Genomic DNA, 21,017 nt, shown 5'->3' on the forward strand with positions numbered 1-21,017 from the left:
GTCACTCCAGACGTTCAATGCTATCCCGGCGCACATAGGCCTGTACCTGATCATCAGGCAAACGCTCGAGCAGGGGATTGTTCCAGTCCATGATTTCACCCAATCCGATCACCAGCATGCCACCCGGAGCCAGGCGTCTGGCCAGCAGGTTCAGCAGGTCGCGACGACGCCAGCGACGGAAGTAGATGAGCAGGTTCTGGCAGAAGATGATATCCAGGTCCTGAATCGGAGCCTGGGCCAGTTCAAGAATGTTCAGTCGAGAAAAGCAGACCCGGTCACGCAGACCGTAGGCTACTTCGTGCTTGTCATTGGCCAGCGGCTGTAACCACTCGCGCCGTTCACGCTCGTTCAGACCACCCAGCCGGTGCCCGGAATAGATGGCAGTGCGCCCCTGTTCCAGCGCCTTCAGGCTGATGTCAGTTGCCCAGATGCCGTAGCTGGTCTGCGCCTTGGCGTTGCGCAGACTCTGCTCGGCCATCACGGCCAGCGAGTATGCTTCTTCGCCGCTGGCGCAACCCACGCTCCACAACTGCAGCGGGCGATCAGCCGGGCGGTTCTCCAGCAGTCGGTCGAGGTGGCGACCGACCGCATCAAAGGACGGACGATGCCGCATGAAGCTGGTTTCGCGCACGGTCAAGTGCTCGATCAGCGAGGACCATTCCACCGCGCCCGAGGCACCCTGAGTGACATACTCGTAGTAGGCCTGATAGTCATTCAGACTGAGCGCCCGCATGCGGGCGCAGAGGCTGGTCTGCAGGAAGGTCTTGCGCTGGTCGCTGACGCACACGCCTGTGCGCGCTTCAAGCAGCGTCTGCCACTGCCGAAACTGCTGCGTGTCCATGTCTGGCAGCTGCTGCAGCGACCAGTTTTGCGTTGTCTGCACGTGTGACCCTCGCACTCGGCGTTTCGGGGTGGCAGTTGCCTGCCACCCGACTCAGCTTAGTCGCCCTGCTGCGGCAGCGTGAAGCCGTCAACCGACTGGCGCATGGCCTCGGCCAGTTTCGCCAGCTCACCGATGCTGCGCGCCGTGGTAGTGGTACCGGCGGATGTCTGCGAGGTGATTTCCTGAATCACGTTCATGGTGTTGGAAATGTGACCGGCCGAAGACGCCTGCTGACGTGCTGCGTTGGAAATGTTCTGAATCAACGCTGCAAGGCTGGTCGATACCTTCTCGATCTCCTCCAGTGCCACACCGGCGTCCTGCGCCAGTCGGGCACCGCGGACCACCTCGGAGGTGGTCTGTTCCATCGAGATAACCGCTTCGTTGGTATCGGTCTGAATGGTCTTAACCAGCGCTTCAATCTGCTTGGTTGCACCGGAGGAACGTTCCGCGAGGCGCTGAACCTCGTCCGCAACCACCGCGAAGCCGCGACCGGCATCACCGGCCATAGAGGCCTGGATCGCCGCGTTAAGAGCCAGAATGTTGGTCTGGTCGGCAATGTCGTTAATCAGGCTGACGATGTCACCGATCTCCTGGGACGACTCACCCAGACGCTTGATCCGCTTGGAGGTGTCCTGGATCTGCTCACGAATGGTGTCCATGCCAACGATGGTGTTCTGTACCACCTCGTTACCCTTGTTGGCGATGGCTACCGAGCGCTCCGCTACCGCCGCCGATTCGGAGGCGTTGGCCGATACCTGGTCGATCGACACAGCCATTTCATTTACCGCCGCCGAGGCGCCGGCGATTTCCTGCGCCTGGTGCTCGGAGGCCTCGGCCAGGTGCATCGCGGTACCCTGTGTCTCCTGGGCGGCGCGCTCCACTTCCTGAGCAGTGTCGTTAATGGTACCTACCAGCGCACGCAGCTGGTCGATGGACTCGTTGATGGAGTCAGCGATGGCGCCGGTGAAGTCCTCGGTTACCGTTGCCTGAGCGGTCAAGTCACCGTCGGCCAGATCACCGATCTCGTCCAGCAGACGCAGAATCGCTGCCTGGTTACGCTCGTTCTTCTCGCGGGTTTCCGCCAGACGTTCACGGGTATCGCGGGTCAGCTGAATACCGATCAGCAGCAGACACATGAAGGCGATCGCCGCCAGCACATAGCCCAGCAGGCTGTTGGCAACGCGCGAATCAGCGCGGCTTTCAAAGCCCTGCGCCAGCTCCGACAGGTTGTCGAGCATCAGCTGGGAGCCGGAGAAGATTTCGTTGGCTGCGGTACGTACCTGATAGAGCTCGGGAGAGGTCAGCAAAATCTGGTCCACCGAGTCCGATACATAGCGGAACAGCGACTGGATTTCCTGCAGTCGGCTGGCCGCGTCAGGGTCGGTTACCGGCGCAATGCCAATGCTGGGGTTACCTTCCAGCATGCCCTGGAGTACGCGACCGAACAGGCTGGCGTCACGGCCGAAGCTGTCCGCCGCCATGACCGCATCCTCGTCACCTTCGAGTACCCGGTTAACCGAGCCGAGAATCCGCTCCGCCAGCAGCGACTGACGCTGGGCAATGGCGACCTGATCAGCGGGCGCGCCGCTGGCAATCAGCACGTCTACCACGTCTTCGTACTCGACCTGCAGTTGCGGCACAGTATCGGACAGGGTGATTGCTACCTCGTGCAACGAGAGTACCGTGGTCTGGCTGGCCAGAATCGCGTCGGCGTTGCCACGCATGCGATCCCAGTCGGCCTGCACCTTGGCCTGCTGCGCCTGCAGACTGTCAGGCATCGGCGGCAGGTTGGAGGACGGATCACCGTTGACCAGGTAGTCCCAGCGTTGCTGGAAGTCGTTACGCGCCGTCAGCAGCAGGCCAAAGGCCTCCGGCGTACCGGTGGCCGCCTCGGTGGCCGACTTGGAGATTTCCTGCGACAGTACGCGCAGCTCACCCGCGTGACCGATGTACTCCGTATCACGCGAGCTTTGGGTGTTCAGGTAAAAGAAGTTGGCGATCAGCAGTACCAGCGAAACGACCAGTACGGCACCGAGACCCAGGACCGTGCGGTTGCTTCGCAAGGAAGACAGCGTCTGTGTATCAATTAGCTTCATATGACTGGCCCCTACCTGGCCTACGGCTGTTATTACTGGCTACATGCTCCTGTCGCGGTGGCGGCCAGGCCGCTACCGCGCCCAAGTCCATCAGATGGCAACGTCCAGAAACTGCTGGTCGTGTGCCAGGGCGCGAAAGTTGAAAACCAGCGCCTCACGCTCTCCCCGATACGCCCCTACAATGTAGGGCCGCACCTGCGCATCCAGCGCCGGTAACTCGGTGCTGAAGGTATTCACCGGCAGATGCTGCATCCCCAGCACCTCATCTACCAGCAGCCCAACGAACAGATCATCACGATCCAGCACCAGCACCCGACGCTGCTTGCGGGCAGCCGTGGTGCTGACGCCGAAGAACCGGCTCAGATCAATGATGGGTAACAGACGGCCACGCACGTTGGCCACACCCCGCACCCAGGCCTTGACCCGGGGCAGCGCGGTGTAGCGCGGTTCGTGCAGAATTTCAGTGATTTCGCCCATGGCCGCCAGCATGGTGCAACCGGCCAGGCGAAAGCCTACGCCGCTCCAGGTCTCACTGACCACGTCCTGCGACGGCAGGCCTGCGGCCTGCTGGCGGCACTGGCTGGCGAGCTGCTGCAGCAGCTCGAAGGGATGTTGAATATCTGACATGCCGTCCCTGTTCTCGTTCTTATCCGGCATCAAGTAACGTCGGCCCTAGCTGCCGAGTACGGTTTTCAGGGTCTTGATCAGGGTGGACTCGTCGACCGGTTTGGTCAGATAGTCCTTGGCGCCCTGACGAGTACCCCACACCTTGTCGGTTTCCTGGTCCTTGGTGGTTACGATGATGACGGGAATGTGTCCGGTTTCCGGATCTTTGGTCAGTTGCCGCGTTGCCTGAAAGCCGTTCAGGCCGGGCATCACGATATCCATCAGGACGGCGTCGGGCTTCTCCTGGCGGGCCAGGGCCACGCCGTCGGCACCGTTCTCGGCCTTGAGTACCTCATAGCCGTGTTTTTCCAGCATGCCGGTCAGCTTGTACAGCTCGGTCGGCGAATCATCTACTACCAAAATACGGGCCATCAGACTCCCCCGGGTTGTGCTCTGTGTTGCGTTCGCGCTCAGGCGCCGGCGGCACCGGCCAGATTGCCGGACTGCGGGACGTGGGCGCGGATGGCACCCAACAGCTCTTCCTTGCTGAAGGGTTTGGTCAGGTATTGGTCTGACCCGACGATACGGCCCTTGGCCTTGTCGAACAGACCGTCCTTGCTGGACAACATGATGACCGGCGTCGCCCGGAAGGCGCTGTTGTTCTTGATCAGCGCGCAGGTCTGATACCCGTCAAGACGAGGCATCATGATGTCGACAAAGATGATATCCGGGTGGTTGTCGGCAATCTTGGCCAGCGCGTCAAAGCCGTCGACCGCAGTGATGACGGTGCATCCGACCTTTTTCAGCAGGGTCTCTGCCGTGCGTCGAATCGTCTTGCTGTCGTCAATCACCATGACTTTCAGGCTCTCGAAATTTTCTTCCATAAGACCAGCCTTTGTTTTTGATGGAGGGTCGTACCTGTTGGCTGCGCCGACGCAGCCGCTGACCAGCCAATTCCCTGTCGGCGTACTTTTAGCATAGATTCGACGACCAATCTATAAACCCATCCCAGCGACGATACAGCTTGCGCAAAAGCACCACGCACTGGCTGCACGACGCCGGCGGCGCTACACTCGAAGCCCCCTGCAACAGCCTGGAATACACACTGCCCATGCGAATCCGCCTCGGTATCGTGATGGATCCGATCAACGCGATCCATTACAAGAAAGACAGTTCACTGGCCATGCTGCTGGCCGCCGCCCAACGCGACTGGGAGCTCTTCTACCTGGAGCCGCAGGACCTCTACCTGGTCGACGGCAAGGCTCACGGCTGCCTGCGCCCGCTCAAGGTATTTGCCGATCCCGCCCACTGGTACGAGCTGGGCGAGGAACAAAAGGCCCCGCTGGACAGCCTGGACGTTGTGCTGATGCGCAAGGACCCGCCCTTCGACAACGAGTTTCTCTACGCCACCCACATTCTGGAAGCGGCCGAGCGTGACGGTGTACTGATCGTCAACCGCCCAGCCAGTCTGCGCGATTGCAACGAGAAATTGTTTGCTACCCAGTTCCCGCAATGCGCACCGGATCACGTCGTTACCCGGCGCGCCGACATTCTGCGCGAATTCGCGTTGCAGCACCGTGACGTTATTCTCAAACCGCTCGACGGCATGGGCGGCTCCATGATTTTCCGCATAAGAGAGAATGACCCCAACCTCAGCGTGATCATCGAGACACTGACTCAACACGGCACCCAGCAGATCATGGCCCAGCGCTATCTGCCGGAAATCAAGGACGGCGACAAACGTATCCTGATGATCCAGGGCGAGCCGGTCCCCTACTGCCTGGCGCGCATCCCGCAGCAGGGTGAGACGCGCGGCAACCTGGCCGCTGGCGGCCGTGGCGAGGCGCGCCCGCTGACCGAGCGCGATCGCTGGATCGCGGCCCAGGTCGGCCCGGCCCTGCGCGAGCGCGGCCTGCTGTTTGTCGGCCTGGACGTGATTGGCGATTACCTGACCGAAATCAACGTCACCAGTCCGACCTGCATCCGCGAAATCGATGCGGCCTACGACACCGACATTGGCGGCCGCCTGATGAACGCGATCGAAGCCCTGCTGCAGGCGCGTTGAAACACCCCCGCTCGCACGCCGTCGACACCGACGGCGTGACCTGCCCCACAGAACAGCACATGGACTTTTGTGCCGTCGGCGGGCAGACTTCCACGGATACCGAGTTCGCCTATGGACAGCATGAATACCGCCGTGACCCCTCCTGCGCCCAGCCAAGCCCGTACCGTCACCTCCCGTGACCGCCTGGGTTTCACCCTGTTTATCGCTGCGGTGCTGCACGCCCTGCTGATTCTCGGTATCACCTTTGATCTGCCGACACCCAGCGAGCTGACCAAAAGCCTGGAAATCACCCTGGCCACACAGCGGGCCGACGAGGCCCCGGAAGAGGCCGACTACCTGGCCCAGATCAACCAGCAGGGCAGCGGCACGCTGGAAGAAAAGGCCGCGCCCAGCACCACCGAAGAAGCAGACTTTCAGGATAGCGAGATCCACGAAGTCACCCCCCAGCAGCAAGTCAGCGCACCGCCGCCGGAGCAGGAGCAGCAAAAGGTCATCACCACCAGCGCGCCCAAGGTCGACCAGGTCACCGCCGCACCGCCGACCGCCAAGCCGGAGCCAGCACCCACCGCCGAGCTGAGCTTCAACATGAGCGACCTCTCGCGTGAAATCGCCAGCCTGGAAGCCCAACTGGCCGAAGAGCGCCAGGCCTACGCACGCCGTCCGCGCATCCTGCGGCTGAACGCCGCCTCGACCATGGCCGACAAGGGAGCGTTCTACAAGGATGCCTGGCGCCGCAAGGTGGAGCAGGTGGGCAACCTCAACTACCCCGCCGAAGCCCGCGCCAACCGTATCTACGGCAGTCTGCGGCTGATGGTCCAGATCAACCGTGACGGCAGCCTGCGCGATGTGCGCATCCTTGAATCCTCAGGCGAGAAGATTCTCGACGACGCGGCCATCCGTATTGTCCGACTGGCCGCTCCCTTCATGCCGTTCACCGGCGAACTGATGGATGTCGACGTGCTGGAAATCATCCGTACCTGGCGCTTTGAGCCGGGTGACCGCGTGTCCAGCTTCTGACCCGCTGACGCCCCACTGCAGCACCTGGCCCCGCCAAGCGCATTCAGACGCGCAACCGCCTTGCCCTGCCTGATCTTCGGCCCGATACTGTGGGCATGCAGACCTCGCCGAACTACCTCACGCACCATTTTCTGATCGCCATGCCCCACATGGCCGACGACCGTTTTGATCACAGCCTGATTTATCTCTGTGACCACAGCGCCGAGGGCGCCATGGGCCTGGTGATCAATCAGCCCAGCGAACTCAGCCTCGATGACCTGCTGGAGCAGCTGGCGCCCGAGCTGAGCGGCCGCGCCCGGCAGACCGTCTTCAACGGCGGCCCGGTGGAGCCCGAACGCGGCTTTGTCCTGCACGATGGCGACCGCCGCTGGGAGTCGAGTGCCGAGCTGGGGCCGCTGACGCTGACCACCTCGCAGGACATCCTGCGCGCGATGGCGTGTGGAGAAGGCCCGCAGCAGGCGCTGATCACCCTCGGCTACGCCGGCTGGGGCGCCGGTCAACTGGAGCAAGAGCTGGCCAACAACGTCTGGCTCAGCTGCCCGGCCGAACATCACATCCTGTTTCAGCTGCCCAGCAGCGAGCGCCTGAGCGCCGCTGCGCGCACCCTGGGTATCGACTGGAGCCTGCTGACCAGCCAGGCGGGCCACGCCTGATGCCGACCGCCCATCGCCGCGCCATGGCCTTCGACTACGGCACCCGTCAGATCGGCGTCGCCGTCGGCCAGACGCTCACCGGCAGCGCCGAGCCGCTGACCAACCTGCGCGCCCGCGACGGTGTGCCGGACTGGGAGCAGGTCGCCAAACTGATCCGCGAATGGGAGCCCAACGTACTGGTCGTCGGCCTGCCCCTGAACATGGACGGCAGCGCCAGCGATATGAGCGAGCGCGCTGCGCGCTTCGCCCGCCGCCTCAATGGCCGCTTCCAGTTGCCAGTCGAGACCGTCGACGAACGCCTGAGCACCTTCGAGGCAAAACAACATTTAAAGGATCAGGGACGCACGCCGAGCGGCTACCGGGAAGATCCGGTCGACAGCCTCGCCGCCGCCCTGCTGTTGCAAACCTGGCTGAGCAGCCAGAGCAAGGAGACATGATGAGTACACTTCCTGCGGTCGACGGCCTGCTGGCCGACATGGCCGAGCAGCTGCGCGCCCACCTCAACGCCCGGCAGATCACTGACCCGGCCTTTGTCGGCATTCACACCGGCGGCGTTTGGATCGCCGAGGCGCTGCACGCCAAGGTCGCCCCAGAGGCGCCGATGGGCACCCTCGACATCGCCTTTTACCGCGACGATTTTGAGCAACACGGGTTGCCGCAGCGAGTGCGCCCCTCCGAACTGCCGTTCACCGTCGATGACCGTCACATCATCCTGATCGACGATGTGCTGATGACCGGCCGCACCATTCGCGCCGCCCTCAACGAGCTGTTCGACTATGGCCGCCCCGCCTCCGTCACTCTGGTCACTTTGCTGGACGTTGACGCCCGCCAGCTGCCGATCCGCGCCGACATCCTCGGCGCCAGTCTGGCCCTGCCGGCGGGCCAGCGGGTAAAATTGACCGGCCCAGCCCCCCTGCAACTGACTCTGACCGCCGCTACCAATTGAGATCGCCATGAGCCTGACGCCGCACCACCTGCAACTCAACCAACAGGGCCAGCTGCGCCACTTTCTGACTATTGAAGGGCTGTCGCGCGAGCTGCTGACCGAGCTGCTCGACACCGCCGACTCCTTCCTCGAAGTGGGCGAGCGCGCCGTCAAGAAGGTCCCGCTGCTGCGCGGCAAGACAGTCTGCAACGTCTTCTTCGAAAACTCCACGCGTACTCGCACCACCTTTGAGCTGGCGGCCAAGCGGCTGTCGGCCGACGTGCTCAACCTGAACATCTCGACCTCCTCGACCAGCAAGGGCGAAACCCTGTACGACACCCTGCAAAACCTGGAGGCAATGGCCGCCGACATGTTCGTCGTGCGCCACGGCGATTCCGGCGCCGCGCACTTTATCGCCGAACGGGTCTGCCCGGACGTGGCTGTGATCAATGCCGGCGACGGCAACCACGCCCACCCGACCCAGGCGATGCTCGACATGCTGACCATCCGTCGCCACCGTGGTGACTTCGAGAACCTCTCGGTTGCCATCGTCGGCGATATCCTGCATTCGCGGGTGGCCCGCTCCAACATGCTCGCACTGAAGACCCTCGGCTGCCCGGATATCCGCGTGATCGCCCCGCGCACCCTGCTGCCAGAGGGGATCGACCAGTACGGCGTGCGCGTATTCAACGATCTGCGCGTCGGCCTGCGCGACGTTGACGTGGTGATCATGCTGCGCCTGCAGAAAGAACGCATGCAAAGCGGCCTGCTGCCCAGCGAAAGCGAGTTCTACAGGCTCTACGGCCTGACCCGCGAGACCCTGGCGCTGGCCAAACCGGACGCGCTGGTCATGCACCCTGGCCCGATCAACCGCGGCGTCGAGATCGAGTCCGATGTCGCCGACGGCCCGCAATCGGTGATCCTCAAACAGGTGACCTACGGCATCGCCGTGCGTATGGCCGTGATGTCGATGGCCATGACCGGACAAACCACCCAGCGCCAGCTCACCCAGGAAGCGAACTGAACCATGCGACTGACGATTGAAGGCGCCCGGGTCATCGACCCCGCCAGCCAGTTTGACGAGATTACCGACCTGCACATCGCCGCCGGCCACATCCAGGCCATTGGCGCCGCCCCCGAAGGCTTCAACGCCAGCCAGCGCATCGACGCCCGCGGCCTGATTGCCTGCCCCGGCCTGGTCGATCTCAACGTCGCCCTGCGCGAGCCCGGCCACAGCCGCAAAGGCAATATCGCCAGCGAAACGCGCGCCGCCGCCGCCGGAGGCGTGACCACCCTGTGCTGTCCGCCCGATACCCGGCCGGTGCTCGACACCCCGGCGGTTGCCGAGCTCATCCTCGACCGCAGCCAGGCGGCCGGCAACGCCCGCGTTCTGCCGATCGGCGCCCTGACCAAGGGCCTGGAAGGCGAGCAACTCAGCGAGCTGGTTGCCCTGCGCGACGCCGGCTGCGTGGCCTTCACCCAGGGCCTGACGCCGATGGCCGGCAACCGCATCCTGCGCCGTTCACTGGAATACGCCGCCACTTTCGACCTGACCATTATCCTCACGCCGCAGGACGCTGACCTAGCCGAGGGCGGCATGGCCCACGAAGGGCCCACCGCCTCACGCCTTGGTCTGGTGGGTATTCCCGAAAGCGCCGAAACCGTCGCCCTGGCCCGGGATTTGCTGTTGATTGAGCAGACCGGCGTACGCGCGCACTTCAGCGGCCTGACCAGCGCCCGCGCTATGGACATGCTGGCCACTGCCCAGGCCCGCGGCCTGCCGGTGACCGCCGACGTTGCCGCCTACCAGCTGCTGCTGTGCGACGAAGACCTGGTTGGTTTTTCCAGCCAGCTGCACGTGATGCCGCCGCTGCGTTCAGCTGCCGACCGCCGCGCCCTGCGCGAAGCGGTGCAAAGCGGCGTGGTGCAGGCCATTGCCTCGCATCACCGGCCACACGAAGCCGAGGCCAAGCGCGTGCCCTTCGCCGCATCCGAGCCTGGCATCAGCAGCGTCGAGATTCTGCTGCCCTTGGCGCTGACGCTGGTTGCCGATGGCCTGCTGGAGTTGCCGGCAGCGCTGTCGCGGGTGACCAGCGGCCCGGCCAGCGCACTGGGCCTGCCGGTGGGCATCGGCCAGCTGCAGCTTGGCGGCGCGGCGGACATCACCCTGTTTGATCCAGCGCAGGCCTGCGAGATCGGCCGAAACTGGCTATCTCGGGGCAGCAACTGCCCCTTTATCGGGCAAGGCGCGCCCGCAGCGGTTACCCATACCCTGCATGGCGGAAAACTGGTATATCAACTGACCTGACGCTGCTGTCAGCGCGGCGCCGGGCAGCCGGCCAACACTGAGCGACTGGAAAGGACACTGGCATGGCCGCATTCGGCTTACGTGGTAAATCCCTGCTGGCACTGTTGCTGGCCTGTCTACTGGCATTGGTGCCGGCCGGCCTGATCGGCTGGTCGGTGCTCAATAACATCCACCAGCACTTCGGCGAAGGCTACGCACGCAACGCCACGCTGCTCAGTCGCGAACGCATCAGCGCGCCGATCAGCCGCGAGCTGGCGCTGTCGCTGCGCTTTGCCAATTCCGAGGTCACCCGCCAGTGGCTGCGCGATCCGGACGACCCGGCCAAGGCCGACCTGTTCTTCCGCGAGGCCGAACTGTACCGCGCAGACTTCCGCGACCACGCCTACTTCATTGGTCGACTGGATACCCTGGGCTACTACTTCAATGGCGGCGACCAGGCTCCCAGCCGCGAGCCACGCTATATCCTCAACCCCGACGACGACGCCGACCGCTGGTTCTTCAGCACCCTGCGCAATACCGAGGGTTTCAACCTCAACGTCGACGTCAACCCCGAGCTGGACACCACCAAGGTGTGGCTCAACATGGTGGTCAAGGACGAAGACGGCAGCGTGCTGGCACTGGCCGGCTCCGGGCTGGATCTCTCCGACTTCATTCGTGACTTCATCACCAGCGATACCGCCGGCGTCACACCGATGATTGTCGACGCTGATGGCGCCATCCAGGCCCATCAGGACCGCAGTCTGATCGTCATGAACTCCGGCGCTGGCGCCAGCACCGCCAGCGGCAGCAACCTGCTGAGCCTGGTCGCCGAACAGGAACGTGATGCCGTCCGCGCGGCCCTGCAGCAAGTTCAACAGCACACCGGCAGTGTCGCCACGCTGCCCGTCACACTGCAAAACGCCCATCAGCTGCTGGCCGTTACCTACCTGCCGGAGCTGGACTGGTATGTCGCCAACGCCGTCGACCTAAGCACCGCCGAGGTGATCGACAGCGCCTGGATCACGCCGCTGCTGATCGGTCTGGGCGTACTGCTGATCGTTCTGGTGCTGATCTTCGCCTTCGCCATCGAGCGCCTGCTGCTGGGCCCGCTGCGCCAGCTCAAGCGCGGAGCCCAGGCCATGGCTGCGGGTCAGTACGATGTCGCGATGCCGGCGGGACGCAACGACGAGATTGGCGAGCTGAGCGACGCGTTCGGCGTCATGGCCAAGAAGGTCCGCAGCCATACCCAGGAGCTGGAGCAGCGCGTGCAGGAGCGCACCCGCGACCTGGAAGAGGTCAACCAGCAGATGCGCACCGCGCAGCGTAAAATTGCCGACTCCATCGACTACGCCAGCCTGATCCAGCGCTCGATCCTGCCCAACCGCGAGCTGGTCAACGCCCTGGGCGAGCACCACGCCGTGCTTTGGCGCCCGCGGGACGTGGTCGGTGGCGACTTCTACATCTTCCACAGCGATCAGGACCATTGCCTGTTTGGCGTCGTCGACTGCGCCGGGCACGGCGTGCCCGGAGCGTTGATGACCATGCTGGCGCACGCGGCCCTCGACCAGGCCATCAGCGATTGCGGCATGCATGATCCGGCTGCGGTACTGCAGCGCACCGACCGCATCCTGCGCCACATGCTCAGCGACGCCAACGAATCCAAGTCGGTGGCCACCAACATGGACGTCGGTCTGGCCTACGTTGACCTGAAGCAAGGCCAGGTCACCTTCTCCGGTGCCAAGATAGCCCTGTACTACAGCGGCGGCGAGACGGTCGAGCACCTGCCGGGTGCGCGCCGGGCACTTGGCGACAAGCGTCAGGGCGACTATCACAACAGCCAGATCGAGCTGCGCGCCGGTCGCACTTTCTACCTGTGCACCGACGGTTTCCTCGACCAGGCCGGCGGCGAACAAGGCTTCGGCTTCGGCAACAGCCGCTTTGCCGACATGCTGCGCACCCACGCCAGCCTGCCACTGCGCGAGCAAAGTGCCGCATTCAGCGATACACTGGCCGCCTACCAGGGTGATTATCCGCAGCGCGACGATATCACCATGTTGTGTTTCCGTTTTGACTGAGCCCGCAACAGGAGCCGTAATGGACAACATCGACCTATTCGCCATGCGCGAACGTTTCAACAGCCAGCAGATCATGCTGTGCTTTAACGGGCCGATTTCGCGCAGCCTGATCGAAGAGATCGGCAATGCGCTGCGTAACTACCTGGCTGCCGACCACGCCCACCCCAGCGCGGCCATGGACGTATTTGCGGTCTACATCGAGATGACCCAGAACATCAGCCACTACACCCGCTCCAAGGGCTGGAACGAGCAGGAAGCCGGCGCCACCGTGGTGGTCTCGCGCAACGAGGAGAACCGCTACGTGGTCTCCGCCGGCAACCTGATCGAAAGCGGCGACGGCGACAGCCTGGTGGCCGCCATTGGCCAACTTGCACAGCTCGACAAAGCCGGCCTGAAGGCAGCCTACAAGGAACAACTGCGCCGCCCGCGTGACGCCGAGCGCGCCTCCGGCGCCGGTCTCGGGCTGATCGACATCGCCCGTAAATCCAGTGCGCCGCTGCAGGCCTCACTGCAGCCTGCCGCCGACGGTCGCAGCTTTTTCAGCCTGCGCGCCGTGATCTGATCGAATCGAGAGCACCAGATAATGAACGACTTCAGTATTCCCAGTTCCCAGTCCACTCCGGAAGTCCGCAGTGACTGGGCAGCCGGCCAACTGTTCATGGCCGGCGATTCCTACCCGGAAAACTCCTTTGACATGTTCCAGCAGGTCTTCGAGTGGATCGAGGGCTACCTTAGCGAAGGCGGCAAACCGCTCAGCCTGGAACTGCGCCTGCTGTATTTGAATACCAGCAGCGTCAAGGCCATGATGGACGTATTCGACCTGCTTGAAGCCGCGCACCAAGATGGCGCGCAGGTACAGGTCAACTGGTACTACGACCCGCAGAACGAGCGCGTGGCCGAGCTGGCGGAAGAGTTCAAGGAAGACTGCTCCTTCACCTTCAACATCATCAGCCACAACTGAGGCGCCCATGAAAGCGTCGAAAGAGGCCCTGGAAGTTCAGATCCAGGCGCTGCTGGACAGCGGCGAGCACGACGACAGCCCGCTGTCGGCGCCGCTGCGAGAGCTGTGGACGGCGCATCAGGACCTGGCCCGGCGTATCGACCGCATCAGCCACATTTCCGATGGCTTTCAGAGTCTGGCCAAGCAACGTGAGCAGTCGCTGACCGAGCGCCTGAACAAGCAGCTGCGCCAACTGGAGAAGGTTGCGCGCATCTCCGACCGCTACCAGAACATGATGCGCGACCTCAACGAGGCCCTGCGCGAAGCCTCGACCCACGACGCCCTGACCGGCCTGGCCAATCGCCGGCTGCTGGTGGAAAAGCTGAAGAAGGAAGTGGAGCGCTTTGTCCGCTATCAGCGCCCCTTCAGCATTGCCATGCTGGATGTTGACCATTTCAAGAATATCAACGACCGCTACGGCCACGAAGTCGGCGATGGTGCGCTGATTGAGATAGCACGGGTGCTGGATGCAGAAATCCGCGAAAACGACCTGTGCGGCCGCTGGGGTGGGGAGGAGTTCCTGATTCTGCTGCCGGAGACCGGTGATCAGGCTGCCACGCTGGTCATGGAGCGTGTACGCAACGCGGTCGAGCGCCTGACCATTCGCGTGCAGGATGAGTCGGTCTGCATGACCGTGAGCATCGGCGTCGCCGAACACCGCCAAGAGTCGAGCTACTCCGACACCATCAGCCGTGCCGATCACGCCCTGCTGGTCGCCAAACGCGGTGGCCGCAACCAGCTGAGCACCGCTAGCGACTGACGCCGCCGTCAAACGACGGCGGCAGGTCAATCACAGACGGCGATTGCGCAGGGCAACGTCCTCTTCTTCTTCCAGCGAGAACCCTTCCTGCTGGCTTTGCATCAGGTGCTTGCCATCGGTCTCCGAACCCAGCTTGATCATCAAGCGCAGGTCGTTGGCCGAGTCGGCATGGGCCAGCGCATCCTCGTAGGTGATCTCGCCCGAGCTGTAGAGCTTGTACAGTGCCTGGTCGAAGGTCTGCATCCCCACTTCGTTGGAACGCGCCATCAGCGGCTTGAGCTCATGCACCTCGCCCTTGCGGATCATGTCAGCCGCCAGCGGGGTGTTGAGCATGACCTCGATAGCAGCGCGCCGTCCCTTGCCGTCCGGCGTCGGAATCAGCTGCTGCGCGACGATGGCCTTGAGGTTCAGCGACAGGTCCATCCAGACCTGCTGGTGCATCTCGTTGGGGAAGAAGTGGATGATGCGGTCCAGCGCCTGGTTGGCGTTGTTGGCGTGCAGCGTGGCCAGACACAGGTGCCCGGTTTCGGCAAAGGCTACCGCGTGATCCATGGTCTCCTTGGTCCGCACCTCGCCAATCAGAATCACGTCCGGCGCCTGACGCAGGGTGTTCTTCAGCGCCACTTCGAACGAATCGGTATCGATACCCACCTCCCGCTGGGTCACGATGCAGTTCTGGTGCTGGTGGATAAATTCGATCGGGTCTTCGATGGAGATGATATGGCCGCTGGAGTGCTTGTTGCGATAGCCGATCATCGAGGCCAGGGAGGTCGACTTACCGGTACCGGTCGCGCCGACAAAGATCACCAGCCCGCGCTTGGTCATCGCCAGCTGCTTGAGGATGTCAGGCAGACGCAGCTCTTCCATGGTCGGGATGTTGATCTCGATGCGCCGCAACACCATGCCTACCAGGTTGCGCTGGTAGAACGCACTGACCCGGAAGCGGCCAATACCGCGCGCGCTGATCGCAAAGTTGCACTCGCGGTTCTCGGCAAACTCGCGACGCTGGGCTTCGGTCATCACACCCAGCACGGTCTCGCGGGTCTGTTCCGGTGAAAGGGGGGTTTTGGTAACCGGCAGGATCTTGCCGTGAACCTTCATGCTCGGCGGGACACCGGCGGTAATGAACAGGTCGGAGGCGCCCTTCTCGACCATCAACCGCAACAGCTTTTCAAACTCCATGCTCTGCCTCTTTTGTCCTTTGCGGCAGGCAGCTCAGCGCCTGCCATAACTACCAGCCCGGTTAGAAGCCGTCGACTGCCTTGGCCTTTTCGCGGGCGCTTTCCTTGGTAACCAGGCCCTTGGCGACCAGACCTTTCAGACACATGTCGAGGGTCTGCATACCAATGTTGCCGCCGGTCTGAATGGCCGAATACATCTGCGCAATCTTGTCTTCACGAATCAGGTTGCGGATGGCCGGGGTGCCGATCATGATCTCGTGGGCCGCGACCCGACCGCCGCCGATCTTCTTCAGCAGCGTCTGGGAAATAACCGCCTGCAGAGACTCCGACAGCATCGAACGCACCATCGCCTTCTCCTCGCCCGGGAAGACGTCGACAATACGGTCGATGGTCTTGGCGGCAGAGGTGGTGTGCAGGGTGCCGAACACCAGGTGACCGGTTTCGGCGGCCGTCAGCGCCAGACGAATGGTTTCCAGGTCACGCATCTCACCCACCAGGATGATGTCCGGGTCTTCCCGCAGCGCCGAGCGCAGGGCTTCGGCAAAGCCGAGGGTGTCGCGGTGTACTTCACGCTGGTTGACCAGACACTTCTTCGACTCGTGAACGAATTCGATCGGATCCTCGATGGTCAGAATGTGCTGGTACTTGGTGCTGTTGAGGTAATCCACCATGGCCGCCAGGCTGGTCGACTTACCCGAGCCCGTCGGCCCGGTCACCAGCACCAGGCCGCGCGGGTTGTCAGAAATTTTCTTGAACACATCGCCCATGCCCAGGTCTTCCATAGTGAGCACTTTGGAAGGGATGGTCCGGAACACCGCACCAGCGCCGCGATTCTGGTTGAACGCGTTGACCCGGAAGCGCGCTACGCCAGGCACTTCAAAGGAAAAGTCGGTTTCCAGAAACTCTTCAAAGTCCTTGCGCTGCTTGTCGTTCATGATGTCGTAGATCAGCGCATGAACCTGTTTGTGTTCCATGGCCGGCACGTTGATGCGACGCACGTCGCCATCGACGCGAATCATGGGCGGCAATCCTGCCGACAGGTGCAAGTCCGACGCGCCCTGTTTGGCGCTGAAGGCTAACAGCTCGGTAATATCCATAGGGTTCCCCATAACGTCCGGCAAGCATGTAGAATGCGGACAGTGTCTTATTCCATTGGCAAGGTATTAACGTCCGTAATGTCCACGATAGCAGAGAATATTGCAAACGTTCGTGAACGTATTAAGCGGGCTGCCGAGGTCGCCGGGCGCGATCCAGCCGCCATTACCCTGCTGGCCGTCAGCAAGACCCGACCAGCCGGCGACATCCGCGAAGCCTGGGCAGCCGGCCAGCGTGATGTCGGCGAGAACTACCTGCAGGAGGCCCTCGACAAGATGGCCGAGCTGCAGGACCTGCCACTGCAGTGGCATTTTATCGGCCCGATCCAGTCCAACAAGACCCGCGCCATCGCCGAGCACTTTGACTGGGTGCACAGCGTGGATCGACTGAAGATCGCCCAGCGCCTGTCCGACCAGCGCCCCGAAGCGCTGCCGGCACTCAACATCTGTCTGCAGGTCAACATCAGTGGCGAAGACAGCAAGTCCGGCGTGACGCTGGCCGAGCTGCCGGCGCTGGCCGAGGCCGTTGCCGCCCTGCCCCGTCTGCGACTGCGTGGGCTGATGGCGATTCCGGCACCGGCCGACAGCAGCGAGCAGCGGCGCGTCCCGCTGGCCGCACTGCGCGAAGCCGCCACACAGCTGTCACTGCCGCTGGACACACTGTCGATGGGCATGAGCGACGACCTGACCGAAGCGGTGCAGGAAGGCGCCACCATCGTGCGTATCGGCACCGCCCTGTTCGGGCAGCGCCAGTACCCCTAACCCTAAACCGCACGCGCAGCGAGGTTTTCATGACTGCACCCGTAATCGGATTCATCGGCGCCGGCAACATGGCCACCAGCCTGATCGGCGGCATGCTGCAGAAGAACGTCAAACCGGCGAACGTGATCGCCAGCGACAGCAAGCCCGAACAGTGCGCTGCGCTGGAGCGCCAGTTTCAGATTCGCACCAGCACCGACAATGCCGTCCTGGCCGCCGAGTGCGACGTGCTGCTGTTGGCGGTCAAGCCGCAGGTCATGCAGGACGTCTGCCGCGCTCTGCCGCGTGAGCGCAAGCCAGGCCAGCTGATCATCTCGATTGCCGCCGGCATCAGCTGCGACAGCCTTGAAAGCTGGCTCGGCGCCGGCACCGCGATCGTACGCTGCATGCCCAACACGCCGTCGCTGCGCGGCCAGGGCGTCAGTGGCCTGTACGCCACGCCGGCGGTCAGCGAGACCCAGCGGGAGCAGGCCGAGTCCATCCTCAATGCCGTCGGCATCAGCGTGTGGCTGGATGAGGAAAAGCTGATCGACGCCGTCACGGCGGTCTCCGGCAGCGGGCCGGCCTACTTCTTCTATCTGATGGAAGCCATGATCGACGCGGGTGAAAAACTCGGCCTACCGCGTGACACCGCCGAACGCCTGGCGCTGTTCACCGGCCTGGGCGCTGCCGACATGGCGGTGCACAGCGATGTCGACGTGGCCGAGCTGCGCCGCCGCGTCTGCTCGCCCAACGGCACGACCGAACGGGCGATTGAAACCTTCCGTAGCCAGGGCCTGCCGAAGATGGTCGACGACGCCATGCAGGCCTGTGCCGACCGCGCCGCCGAAATGTCCCGCGAGCTTGCCTGAGGAACCCGCATGAACAGCCTGAACACGGCCGCTATCTATCTGATCCAGACCCTCGGCAGCCTTTACCTGCTGATCGTGCTGCTGCGCTTTCTGCTGCAGCTGGTGCGCGCAGACTTCTACAACCCGCTGTCGCAATTCATCGTGCGCGCTACCAAGCCGTTGCTAATGCCGCTGCGCCGGATCATCCCCGGTTACGGCGGACTGGACTTTGCCTCGCTGGCGCTGGGCATTGCCATTCAGCTGGTGATGCTGATCCTGATCATTCTGCTGATGGGCTATGCACTGCCCAATATCCTGCTGCTGGTGGGCTGGGCGGCAATCGGTGTCCTGGCGCTGTTCGTAAAGATCTTCTTCTTTGCGCTGATCATCAGCGTGATCCTGTCCTGGGTTGCCCAGGGCAGTTACAACCCGGCGGTCATTCTGATCAACCAGCTGTGCGAGCCGATTCTTGCGCCGATTCGCAAGATCCTGCCGGCCCTGGGCGGCCTTGACCTGTCGCCGATCTTTGCCTTTATTGCCATTCGGCTGTTCGACATGCTGGTGATCGCCAATCTGGCCGCGGCGGCGGGCATGCCCGGAGGCCTGACGCTGGCGCTGTAAGCGGCTGCGCATGAGCTTCTACCACTGGCAGGACGACGACCTGCTACTCGACTGCCACCTGCAACCCGGCGCCAAGCGCGCCGAGTTTGCCGGCCAGCACGGTGAGCGGCTGAAGATTCGCATCAGCGCACCGCCGGTCGACGGCAAGGCCAACGATGCGCTGATCCGCTTTCTCGCCGATGCCTTCGCGGTGAGCCGCCAGCAGGTCAGCCTGCTCAGTGGCCAGAGCAGCCGGCAAAAACGGCTGCGCATCCAGACCCCCCGGCAACTGCCGGCCGAGCTGGGCATCCAACGGCGCTGAATATTGCGCCGCAACCACGCGCTATTTAGACTGGCGCCTCTATTATTGGCCCTTCGCCTGCCTGCGGTACCCGGGAGCGCCCTCCCCCGCGAAGTCTGGCCAAGCGACACAGGAACAGGTTACCGATGTCCAGACTACCTGCCGATTCCGTCGGCCTGGTCACCCCCCAGCGCCACACCTTTACCGAGCCGCTATCACTGGCCTGTGGCAAGCAGTTGCCGCGTTACGAACTGGTCTACGAGACCTACGGTGAACTGAACGCCAGCGCCAGCAACGCGGTACTGATCTGTCACGCCCTGTCCGGGCACCACCACGCCGCCGGCTATCACAGCATCGATGAACGCAAGCCCGGCTGGTGGGATAACTGCATCGGCCCCGGCAAGGCGATCGATACCAACCGCTTTTTTGTGGTCAGCCTGAACAACCTGGGTGGCTGCCACGGCTCGACCGGCCCCTCCAGCATCGACCCGGCGACCGGCAAGAGCTATGGCGCCAGCTTCCCGGTACTGACCGTCGAGGACTGGGTACACAGCCAGGCGCGACTGGCCGACGTACTCGGCGTCCAGCAATGGGCGGCGGTTGTCGGCGGCAGCCTGGGCGGCATGCAGGCACTGCAGTGGGCGATCAGCTATCCGGAGCGCATCCGCCATTGCGTCGCCATTGCCACTGCGCCCAAGCTGTCGGCACAGAACATCGCCTTCAACGAGGTCGCCCGTCAGGCCATCATCACCGACCCGGACTTTCACAATGGCGATTACGCCGCCTTTGGCGTGATCCCCAAGCGCGGCCTGATGCTGGCGCGCATGGTCGGCCACATTACCTACCTGTCGGACGACTCGATGGGCGCCAAGTTTGGCCGCGACCTGCGCTCCGATCAGCTCAACTACGACCTCACCAGTGTGGAGTTCGAGGTCGAGAGCTACCTGCGCTATCAGGGCCAGGAGTTCTCCGGCCGGTTTGACGCCAACACCTATCTGCTGATGACCAAGGCGCTGGATTACTTCGACCCCGCTGGCGCCCATGGCGGCGATCTGGCCCGCACGCTGGCAGGCATCAAGGCACGCTGCCTGGTGATGTCGTTTACCACCGACTGGCGCTTCTCGCCCGAACGCTCGCGCGAGCTGGTGGACGGCCTGCTGGCCGCCCGCAAGGACGTCAGCTATCTGGAGATCGAAGCCGCGCAGGGCCACGACGCCTTCCTGCTGCCAATCCCCCGTTACATCGAGGCCCTGAGTGGCTACATGAACCGCATCGAGGTGAGCCAATGAGCCTGCGCGCCGACCTTGAGATCATCCAGCAATGGATTCGCCCCGGCAGCCGCGTACTCGATCTGGGCTGCGGCGAGGGCCAGTTGCTGCGTCACCTGCGCGACCACAAGGACGTGCAGGGCTACGGCCTAGAAATCGACCCGGACAAGATCAGCAGCTGTATCCGTCACGGCGTCAACGTGATGGAGCAGAACCTGGACGAGAGCCTCGACAATTTCGAGGACAACAGCTTCGACACCGTGGTCATGACCCAGTCGCTGCAGGCCATGCATTACCCCGACCGGGTACTGGAAGACATGCTGCGCATCGGTCACGAAGGCATCCTCACCTTCCCCAACTTTGCCCACTGGCGCTGCCGCTGGTATCTGGGCACCAAGGGCCGCATGCCGGTGTCCGAGTTCATGCCCTACACTTGGTACAACACCCCGAACATCCATTTCTGTACCTTCAAGGACTTCGAACAGCTGTGCCGCGAGCGCGGCATCAAAGTGCTGGACCGTCTGGTGGTTGACCAGACCCACCAGAGCAGCTGGTTCAGCGGCCTGTGGCCCAACCTGCTGGGTGAGGTGGCCATCTACCGGGTCAGTCGCTAGTCC

General features: G+C 63.2%; 24 protein-coding genes. 17 read left to right on the forward strand and 7 right to left on the reverse strand.

Going from position 1 to position 21,017, the window contains the following annotated elements:
* Position 1 precedes the first annotated feature (1 nt).
* The 5 genes from CNQ84_RS15960 to CNQ84_RS15980 form a co-directional block, all read right to left on the reverse strand.
* Entirely contained in the window at positions 2–883 is an 882-nt protein-coding gene (locus CNQ84_RS15960; protein WP_096005827.1) for a CheR family methyltransferase, read from the reverse strand.
* Positions 884–939: 56 nt separating this feature from the next.
* Positions 940–2,979: a methyl-accepting chemotaxis protein gene (locus CNQ84_RS15965; protein ID WP_096005828.1), complete on the reverse strand. Its 2,040-nt coding sequence runs from the start codon at positions 2,977–2,979 to the stop codon at positions 940–942.
* 90 nt (positions 2,980–3,069) lie between these two features.
* A complete protein-coding gene (locus CNQ84_RS15970) occupies positions 3,070–3,606 on the reverse strand; it encodes a chemotaxis protein CheW (RefSeq protein ID WP_096005829.1) in 537 nt (178 codons plus the stop codon).
* A gap of 45 nt (positions 3,607–3,651) precedes the next feature.
* Complete coding sequence (gene pilH, locus CNQ84_RS15975; RefSeq protein ID WP_083725030.1) at positions 3,652–4,017, reverse strand: twitching motility response regulator PilH; 366 nt, start codon at positions 4,015–4,017, stop codon at positions 3,652–3,654.
* Between the two features lie 38 nt (positions 4,018–4,055).
* Positions 4,056–4,469: a response regulator gene (locus tag CNQ84_RS15980; protein WP_096005830.1), complete on the reverse strand. Its 414-nt coding sequence runs from the start codon at positions 4,467–4,469 to the stop codon at positions 4,056–4,058.
* Between the two features lie 227 nt (positions 4,470–4,696).
* Between CNQ84_RS15980 and gshB the strand changes: the two genes are divergently transcribed.
* From gshB to siaD, 11 genes are all read left to right on the forward strand, one after another.
* Positions 4,697–5,650 (forward strand): glutathione synthase, encoded by a 954-nt coding sequence (gene gshB / locus CNQ84_RS15985; RefSeq protein WP_096005858.1) that lies wholly within the window; start codon positions 4,697–4,699, stop codon positions 5,648–5,650.
* Between the two features lie 120 nt (positions 5,651–5,770).
* Positions 5,771–6,667, forward strand: coding sequence for an energy transducer TonB (locus tag CNQ84_RS15990; RefSeq protein ID WP_096005859.1), 897 nt, complete (start codon positions 5,771–5,773; stop codon positions 6,665–6,667).
* Positions 6,668–6,762: 95 nt separating this feature from the next.
* Positions 6,763–7,320: a YqgE/AlgH family protein gene (locus CNQ84_RS15995; RefSeq protein ID WP_096005831.1), complete on the forward strand. Its 558-nt coding sequence runs from the start codon at positions 6,763–6,765 to the stop codon at positions 7,318–7,320.
* Positions 7,320–7,757, forward strand: coding sequence for a Holliday junction resolvase RuvX (gene ruvX, locus CNQ84_RS16000; RefSeq protein ID WP_096005832.1), 438 nt, complete (start codon positions 7,320–7,322; stop codon positions 7,755–7,757). Before CNQ84_RS15995 ends, ruvX begins: the two co-directional genes overlap by 1 nt.
* Positions 7,757–8,266: a bifunctional pyr operon transcriptional regulator/uracil phosphoribosyltransferase PyrR gene (gene pyrR, locus CNQ84_RS16005; protein WP_096005833.1), complete on the forward strand. Its 510-nt coding sequence runs from the start codon at positions 7,757–7,759 to the stop codon at positions 8,264–8,266. The genes ruvX and pyrR overlap by 1 nt, the downstream gene beginning before the upstream one ends.
* Positions 8,267–8,273: 7 nt before the next feature.
* Positions 8,274–9,269 (forward strand): aspartate carbamoyltransferase catalytic subunit, encoded by a 996-nt coding sequence (locus CNQ84_RS16010; protein WP_096005834.1) that lies wholly within the window; start codon positions 8,274–8,276, stop codon positions 9,267–9,269.
* Between the two features lie 3 nt (positions 9,270–9,272).
* Complete coding sequence (locus tag CNQ84_RS16015) at positions 9,273–10,553, forward strand: dihydroorotase (protein WP_096005835.1); 1,281 nt, start codon at positions 9,273–9,275, stop codon at positions 10,551–10,553.
* Positions 10,554–10,615: 62 nt separating this feature from the next.
* Complete coding sequence (siaA, locus tag CNQ84_RS16020) at positions 10,616–12,607, forward strand: biofilm regulation protein phosphatase SiaA (RefSeq protein WP_096005836.1); 1,992 nt, start codon at positions 10,616–10,618, stop codon at positions 12,605–12,607.
* Positions 12,608–12,626: 19 nt separating this feature from the next.
* Complete coding sequence (gene siaB, locus CNQ84_RS16025) at positions 12,627–13,169, forward strand: biofilm regulation protein kinase SiaB (RefSeq protein WP_096005837.1); 543 nt, start codon at positions 12,627–12,629, stop codon at positions 13,167–13,169.
* A 21-nt stretch (positions 13,170–13,190) separates the two neighbouring features.
* The gene (gene siaC / locus CNQ84_RS16030) at positions 13,191–13,568 is read left to right on the forward strand and encodes a biofilm regulation phosphoprotein SiaC (protein WP_096005838.1); all 378 of its coding nucleotides are present in this window, start codon (positions 13,191–13,193) and stop codon (positions 13,566–13,568) included.
* A gap of 7 nt (positions 13,569–13,575) precedes the next feature.
* Complete coding sequence (siaD, locus tag CNQ84_RS16035; protein ID WP_096005839.1) at positions 13,576–14,367, forward strand: biofilm regulation diguanylate cyclase SiaD; 792 nt, start codon at positions 13,576–13,578, stop codon at positions 14,365–14,367.
* 30 nt (positions 14,368–14,397) lie between these two features.
* On the opposite strand, the gene CNQ84_RS16040 is transcribed toward siaD, so the two are convergent.
* Positions 14,398–15,549, reverse strand: coding sequence for a PilT/PilU family type 4a pilus ATPase (locus CNQ84_RS16040; protein ID WP_096005840.1), 1,152 nt, complete (start codon positions 15,547–15,549; stop codon positions 14,398–14,400).
* 61 nt (positions 15,550–15,610) lie between these two features.
* Complete coding sequence (locus CNQ84_RS16045) at positions 15,611–16,645, reverse strand: type IV pilus twitching motility protein PilT (RefSeq protein WP_096005841.1); 1,035 nt, start codon at positions 16,643–16,645, stop codon at positions 15,611–15,613.
* A 78-nt stretch (positions 16,646–16,723) separates the two neighbouring features.
* Between CNQ84_RS16045 and CNQ84_RS16050 the strand changes: the two genes are divergently transcribed.
* From CNQ84_RS16050 to metW, 6 genes are all read left to right on the forward strand, one after another.
* A complete protein-coding gene (locus CNQ84_RS16050) occupies positions 16,724–17,404 on the forward strand; it encodes a YggS family pyridoxal phosphate-dependent enzyme (RefSeq protein ID WP_096005842.1) in 681 nt (226 codons plus the stop codon).
* A 29-nt stretch (positions 17,405–17,433) separates the two neighbouring features.
* Complete coding sequence (gene proC, locus CNQ84_RS16055) at positions 17,434–18,252, forward strand: pyrroline-5-carboxylate reductase (protein ID WP_096005843.1); 819 nt, start codon at positions 17,434–17,436, stop codon at positions 18,250–18,252.
* A gap of 9 nt (positions 18,253–18,261) precedes the next feature.
* Complete coding sequence (locus CNQ84_RS16060; RefSeq protein WP_096005844.1) at positions 18,262–18,852, forward strand: YggT family protein; 591 nt, start codon at positions 18,262–18,264, stop codon at positions 18,850–18,852.
* Positions 18,853–18,862: 10 nt separating this feature from the next.
* Positions 18,863–19,153, forward strand: a complete 291-nt coding sequence (locus tag CNQ84_RS16065; protein ID WP_096005845.1) for a DUF167 family protein — start codon at positions 18,863–18,865, stop codon at positions 19,151–19,153.
* A gap of 125 nt (positions 19,154–19,278) precedes the next feature.
* On the forward strand, positions 19,279–20,421 hold the full coding sequence (metX, locus tag CNQ84_RS16070; RefSeq protein ID WP_096005846.1) for a homoserine O-succinyltransferase MetX: 1,143 nt from the start codon (positions 19,279–19,281) through the stop codon (positions 20,419–20,421).
* 2 nt (positions 20,422–20,423) lie between these two features.
* A complete protein-coding gene (metW, locus tag CNQ84_RS16075; protein WP_096005860.1) occupies positions 20,424–21,014 on the forward strand; it encodes a methionine biosynthesis protein MetW in 591 nt (196 codons plus the stop codon).
* The last annotated feature ends 3 nt before the right edge of the window (positions 21,015–21,017 follow it).

This window comes from Pseudomonas abyssi, assembly GCF_002307495.1.
Taxonomy (GTDB): Bacteria; Pseudomonadota; Gammaproteobacteria; order Pseudomonadales; family Pseudomonadaceae; genus Halopseudomonas; species Halopseudomonas abyssi.

What these genes read in the sequence shown, in the direction of transcription:
- CNQ84_RS15965 (WP_096005828.1), bottom strand. Translation starts at nt 2,979, where the DNA reads ATGAAGCTAATTGATACACAGACGCTGTCTTCCTTGCGAAGCAACCGC.
- CNQ84_RS15970 (WP_096005829.1), bottom strand. Translation starts at nt 3,606, where the DNA reads ATGTCAGATATTCAACATCCCTTCGAGCTGCTGCAGCAGCTCGCCAGC.
- pilH (WP_083725030.1), bottom strand. Translation starts at nt 4,017, where the DNA reads ATGGCCCGTATTTTGGTAGTAGATGATTCGCCGACCGAGCTGTACAAG.
- CNQ84_RS15980 (WP_096005830.1), bottom strand. Translation starts at nt 4,469, where the DNA reads ATGGAAGAAAATTTCGAGAGCCTGAAAGTCATGGTGATTGACGACAGC.
- gshB (WP_096005858.1), top strand. Translation starts at nt 4,697, where the DNA reads ATGCGAATCCGCCTCGGTATCGTGATGGATCCGATCAACGCGATCCAT.
- CNQ84_RS15990 (WP_096005859.1), top strand. Translation starts at nt 5,771, where the DNA reads ATGAATACCGCCGTGACCCCTCCTGCGCCCAGCCAAGCCCGTACCGTC.
- CNQ84_RS15995 (WP_096005831.1), top strand. Translation starts at nt 6,763, where the DNA reads ATGCAGACCTCGCCGAACTACCTCACGCACCATTTTCTGATCGCCATG.
- ruvX (WP_096005832.1), top strand. Translation starts at nt 7,320, where the DNA reads ATGCCGACCGCCCATCGCCGCGCCATGGCCTTCGACTACGGCACCCGT.
- pyrR (WP_096005833.1), top strand. Translation starts at nt 7,757, where the DNA reads ATGAGTACACTTCCTGCGGTCGACGGCCTGCTGGCCGACATGGCCGAG.
- CNQ84_RS16010 (WP_096005834.1), top strand. Translation starts at nt 8,274, where the DNA reads ATGAGCCTGACGCCGCACCACCTGCAACTCAACCAACAGGGCCAGCTG.
- CNQ84_RS16015 (WP_096005835.1), top strand. Translation starts at nt 9,273, where the DNA reads ATGCGACTGACGATTGAAGGCGCCCGGGTCATCGACCCCGCCAGCCAG.
- siaA (WP_096005836.1), top strand. Translation starts at nt 10,616, where the DNA reads ATGGCCGCATTCGGCTTACGTGGTAAATCCCTGCTGGCACTGTTGCTG.
- siaB (WP_096005837.1), top strand. Translation starts at nt 12,627, where the DNA reads ATGGACAACATCGACCTATTCGCCATGCGCGAACGTTTCAACAGCCAG.
- siaC (WP_096005838.1), top strand. Translation starts at nt 13,191, where the DNA reads ATGAACGACTTCAGTATTCCCAGTTCCCAGTCCACTCCGGAAGTCCGC.
- siaD (WP_096005839.1), top strand. Translation starts at nt 13,576, where the DNA reads ATGAAAGCGTCGAAAGAGGCCCTGGAAGTTCAGATCCAGGCGCTGCTG.
- CNQ84_RS16040 (WP_096005840.1), bottom strand. Translation starts at nt 15,549, where the DNA reads ATGGAGTTTGAAAAGCTGTTGCGGTTGATGGTCGAGAAGGGCGCCTCC.
- CNQ84_RS16045 (WP_096005841.1), bottom strand. Translation starts at nt 16,645, where the DNA reads ATGGATATTACCGAGCTGTTAGCCTTCAGCGCCAAACAGGGCGCGTCG.
- CNQ84_RS16050 (WP_096005842.1), top strand. Translation starts at nt 16,724, where the DNA reads ATGTCCACGATAGCAGAGAATATTGCAAACGTTCGTGAACGTATTAAG.
- proC (WP_096005843.1), top strand. Translation starts at nt 17,434, where the DNA reads ATGACTGCACCCGTAATCGGATTCATCGGCGCCGGCAACATGGCCACC.
- CNQ84_RS16060 (WP_096005844.1), top strand. Translation starts at nt 18,262, where the DNA reads ATGAACAGCCTGAACACGGCCGCTATCTATCTGATCCAGACCCTCGGC.
- CNQ84_RS16065 (WP_096005845.1), top strand. Translation starts at nt 18,863, where the DNA reads ATGAGCTTCTACCACTGGCAGGACGACGACCTGCTACTCGACTGCCAC.
- metX (WP_096005846.1), top strand. Translation starts at nt 19,279, where the DNA reads ATGTCCAGACTACCTGCCGATTCCGTCGGCCTGGTCACCCCCCAGCGC.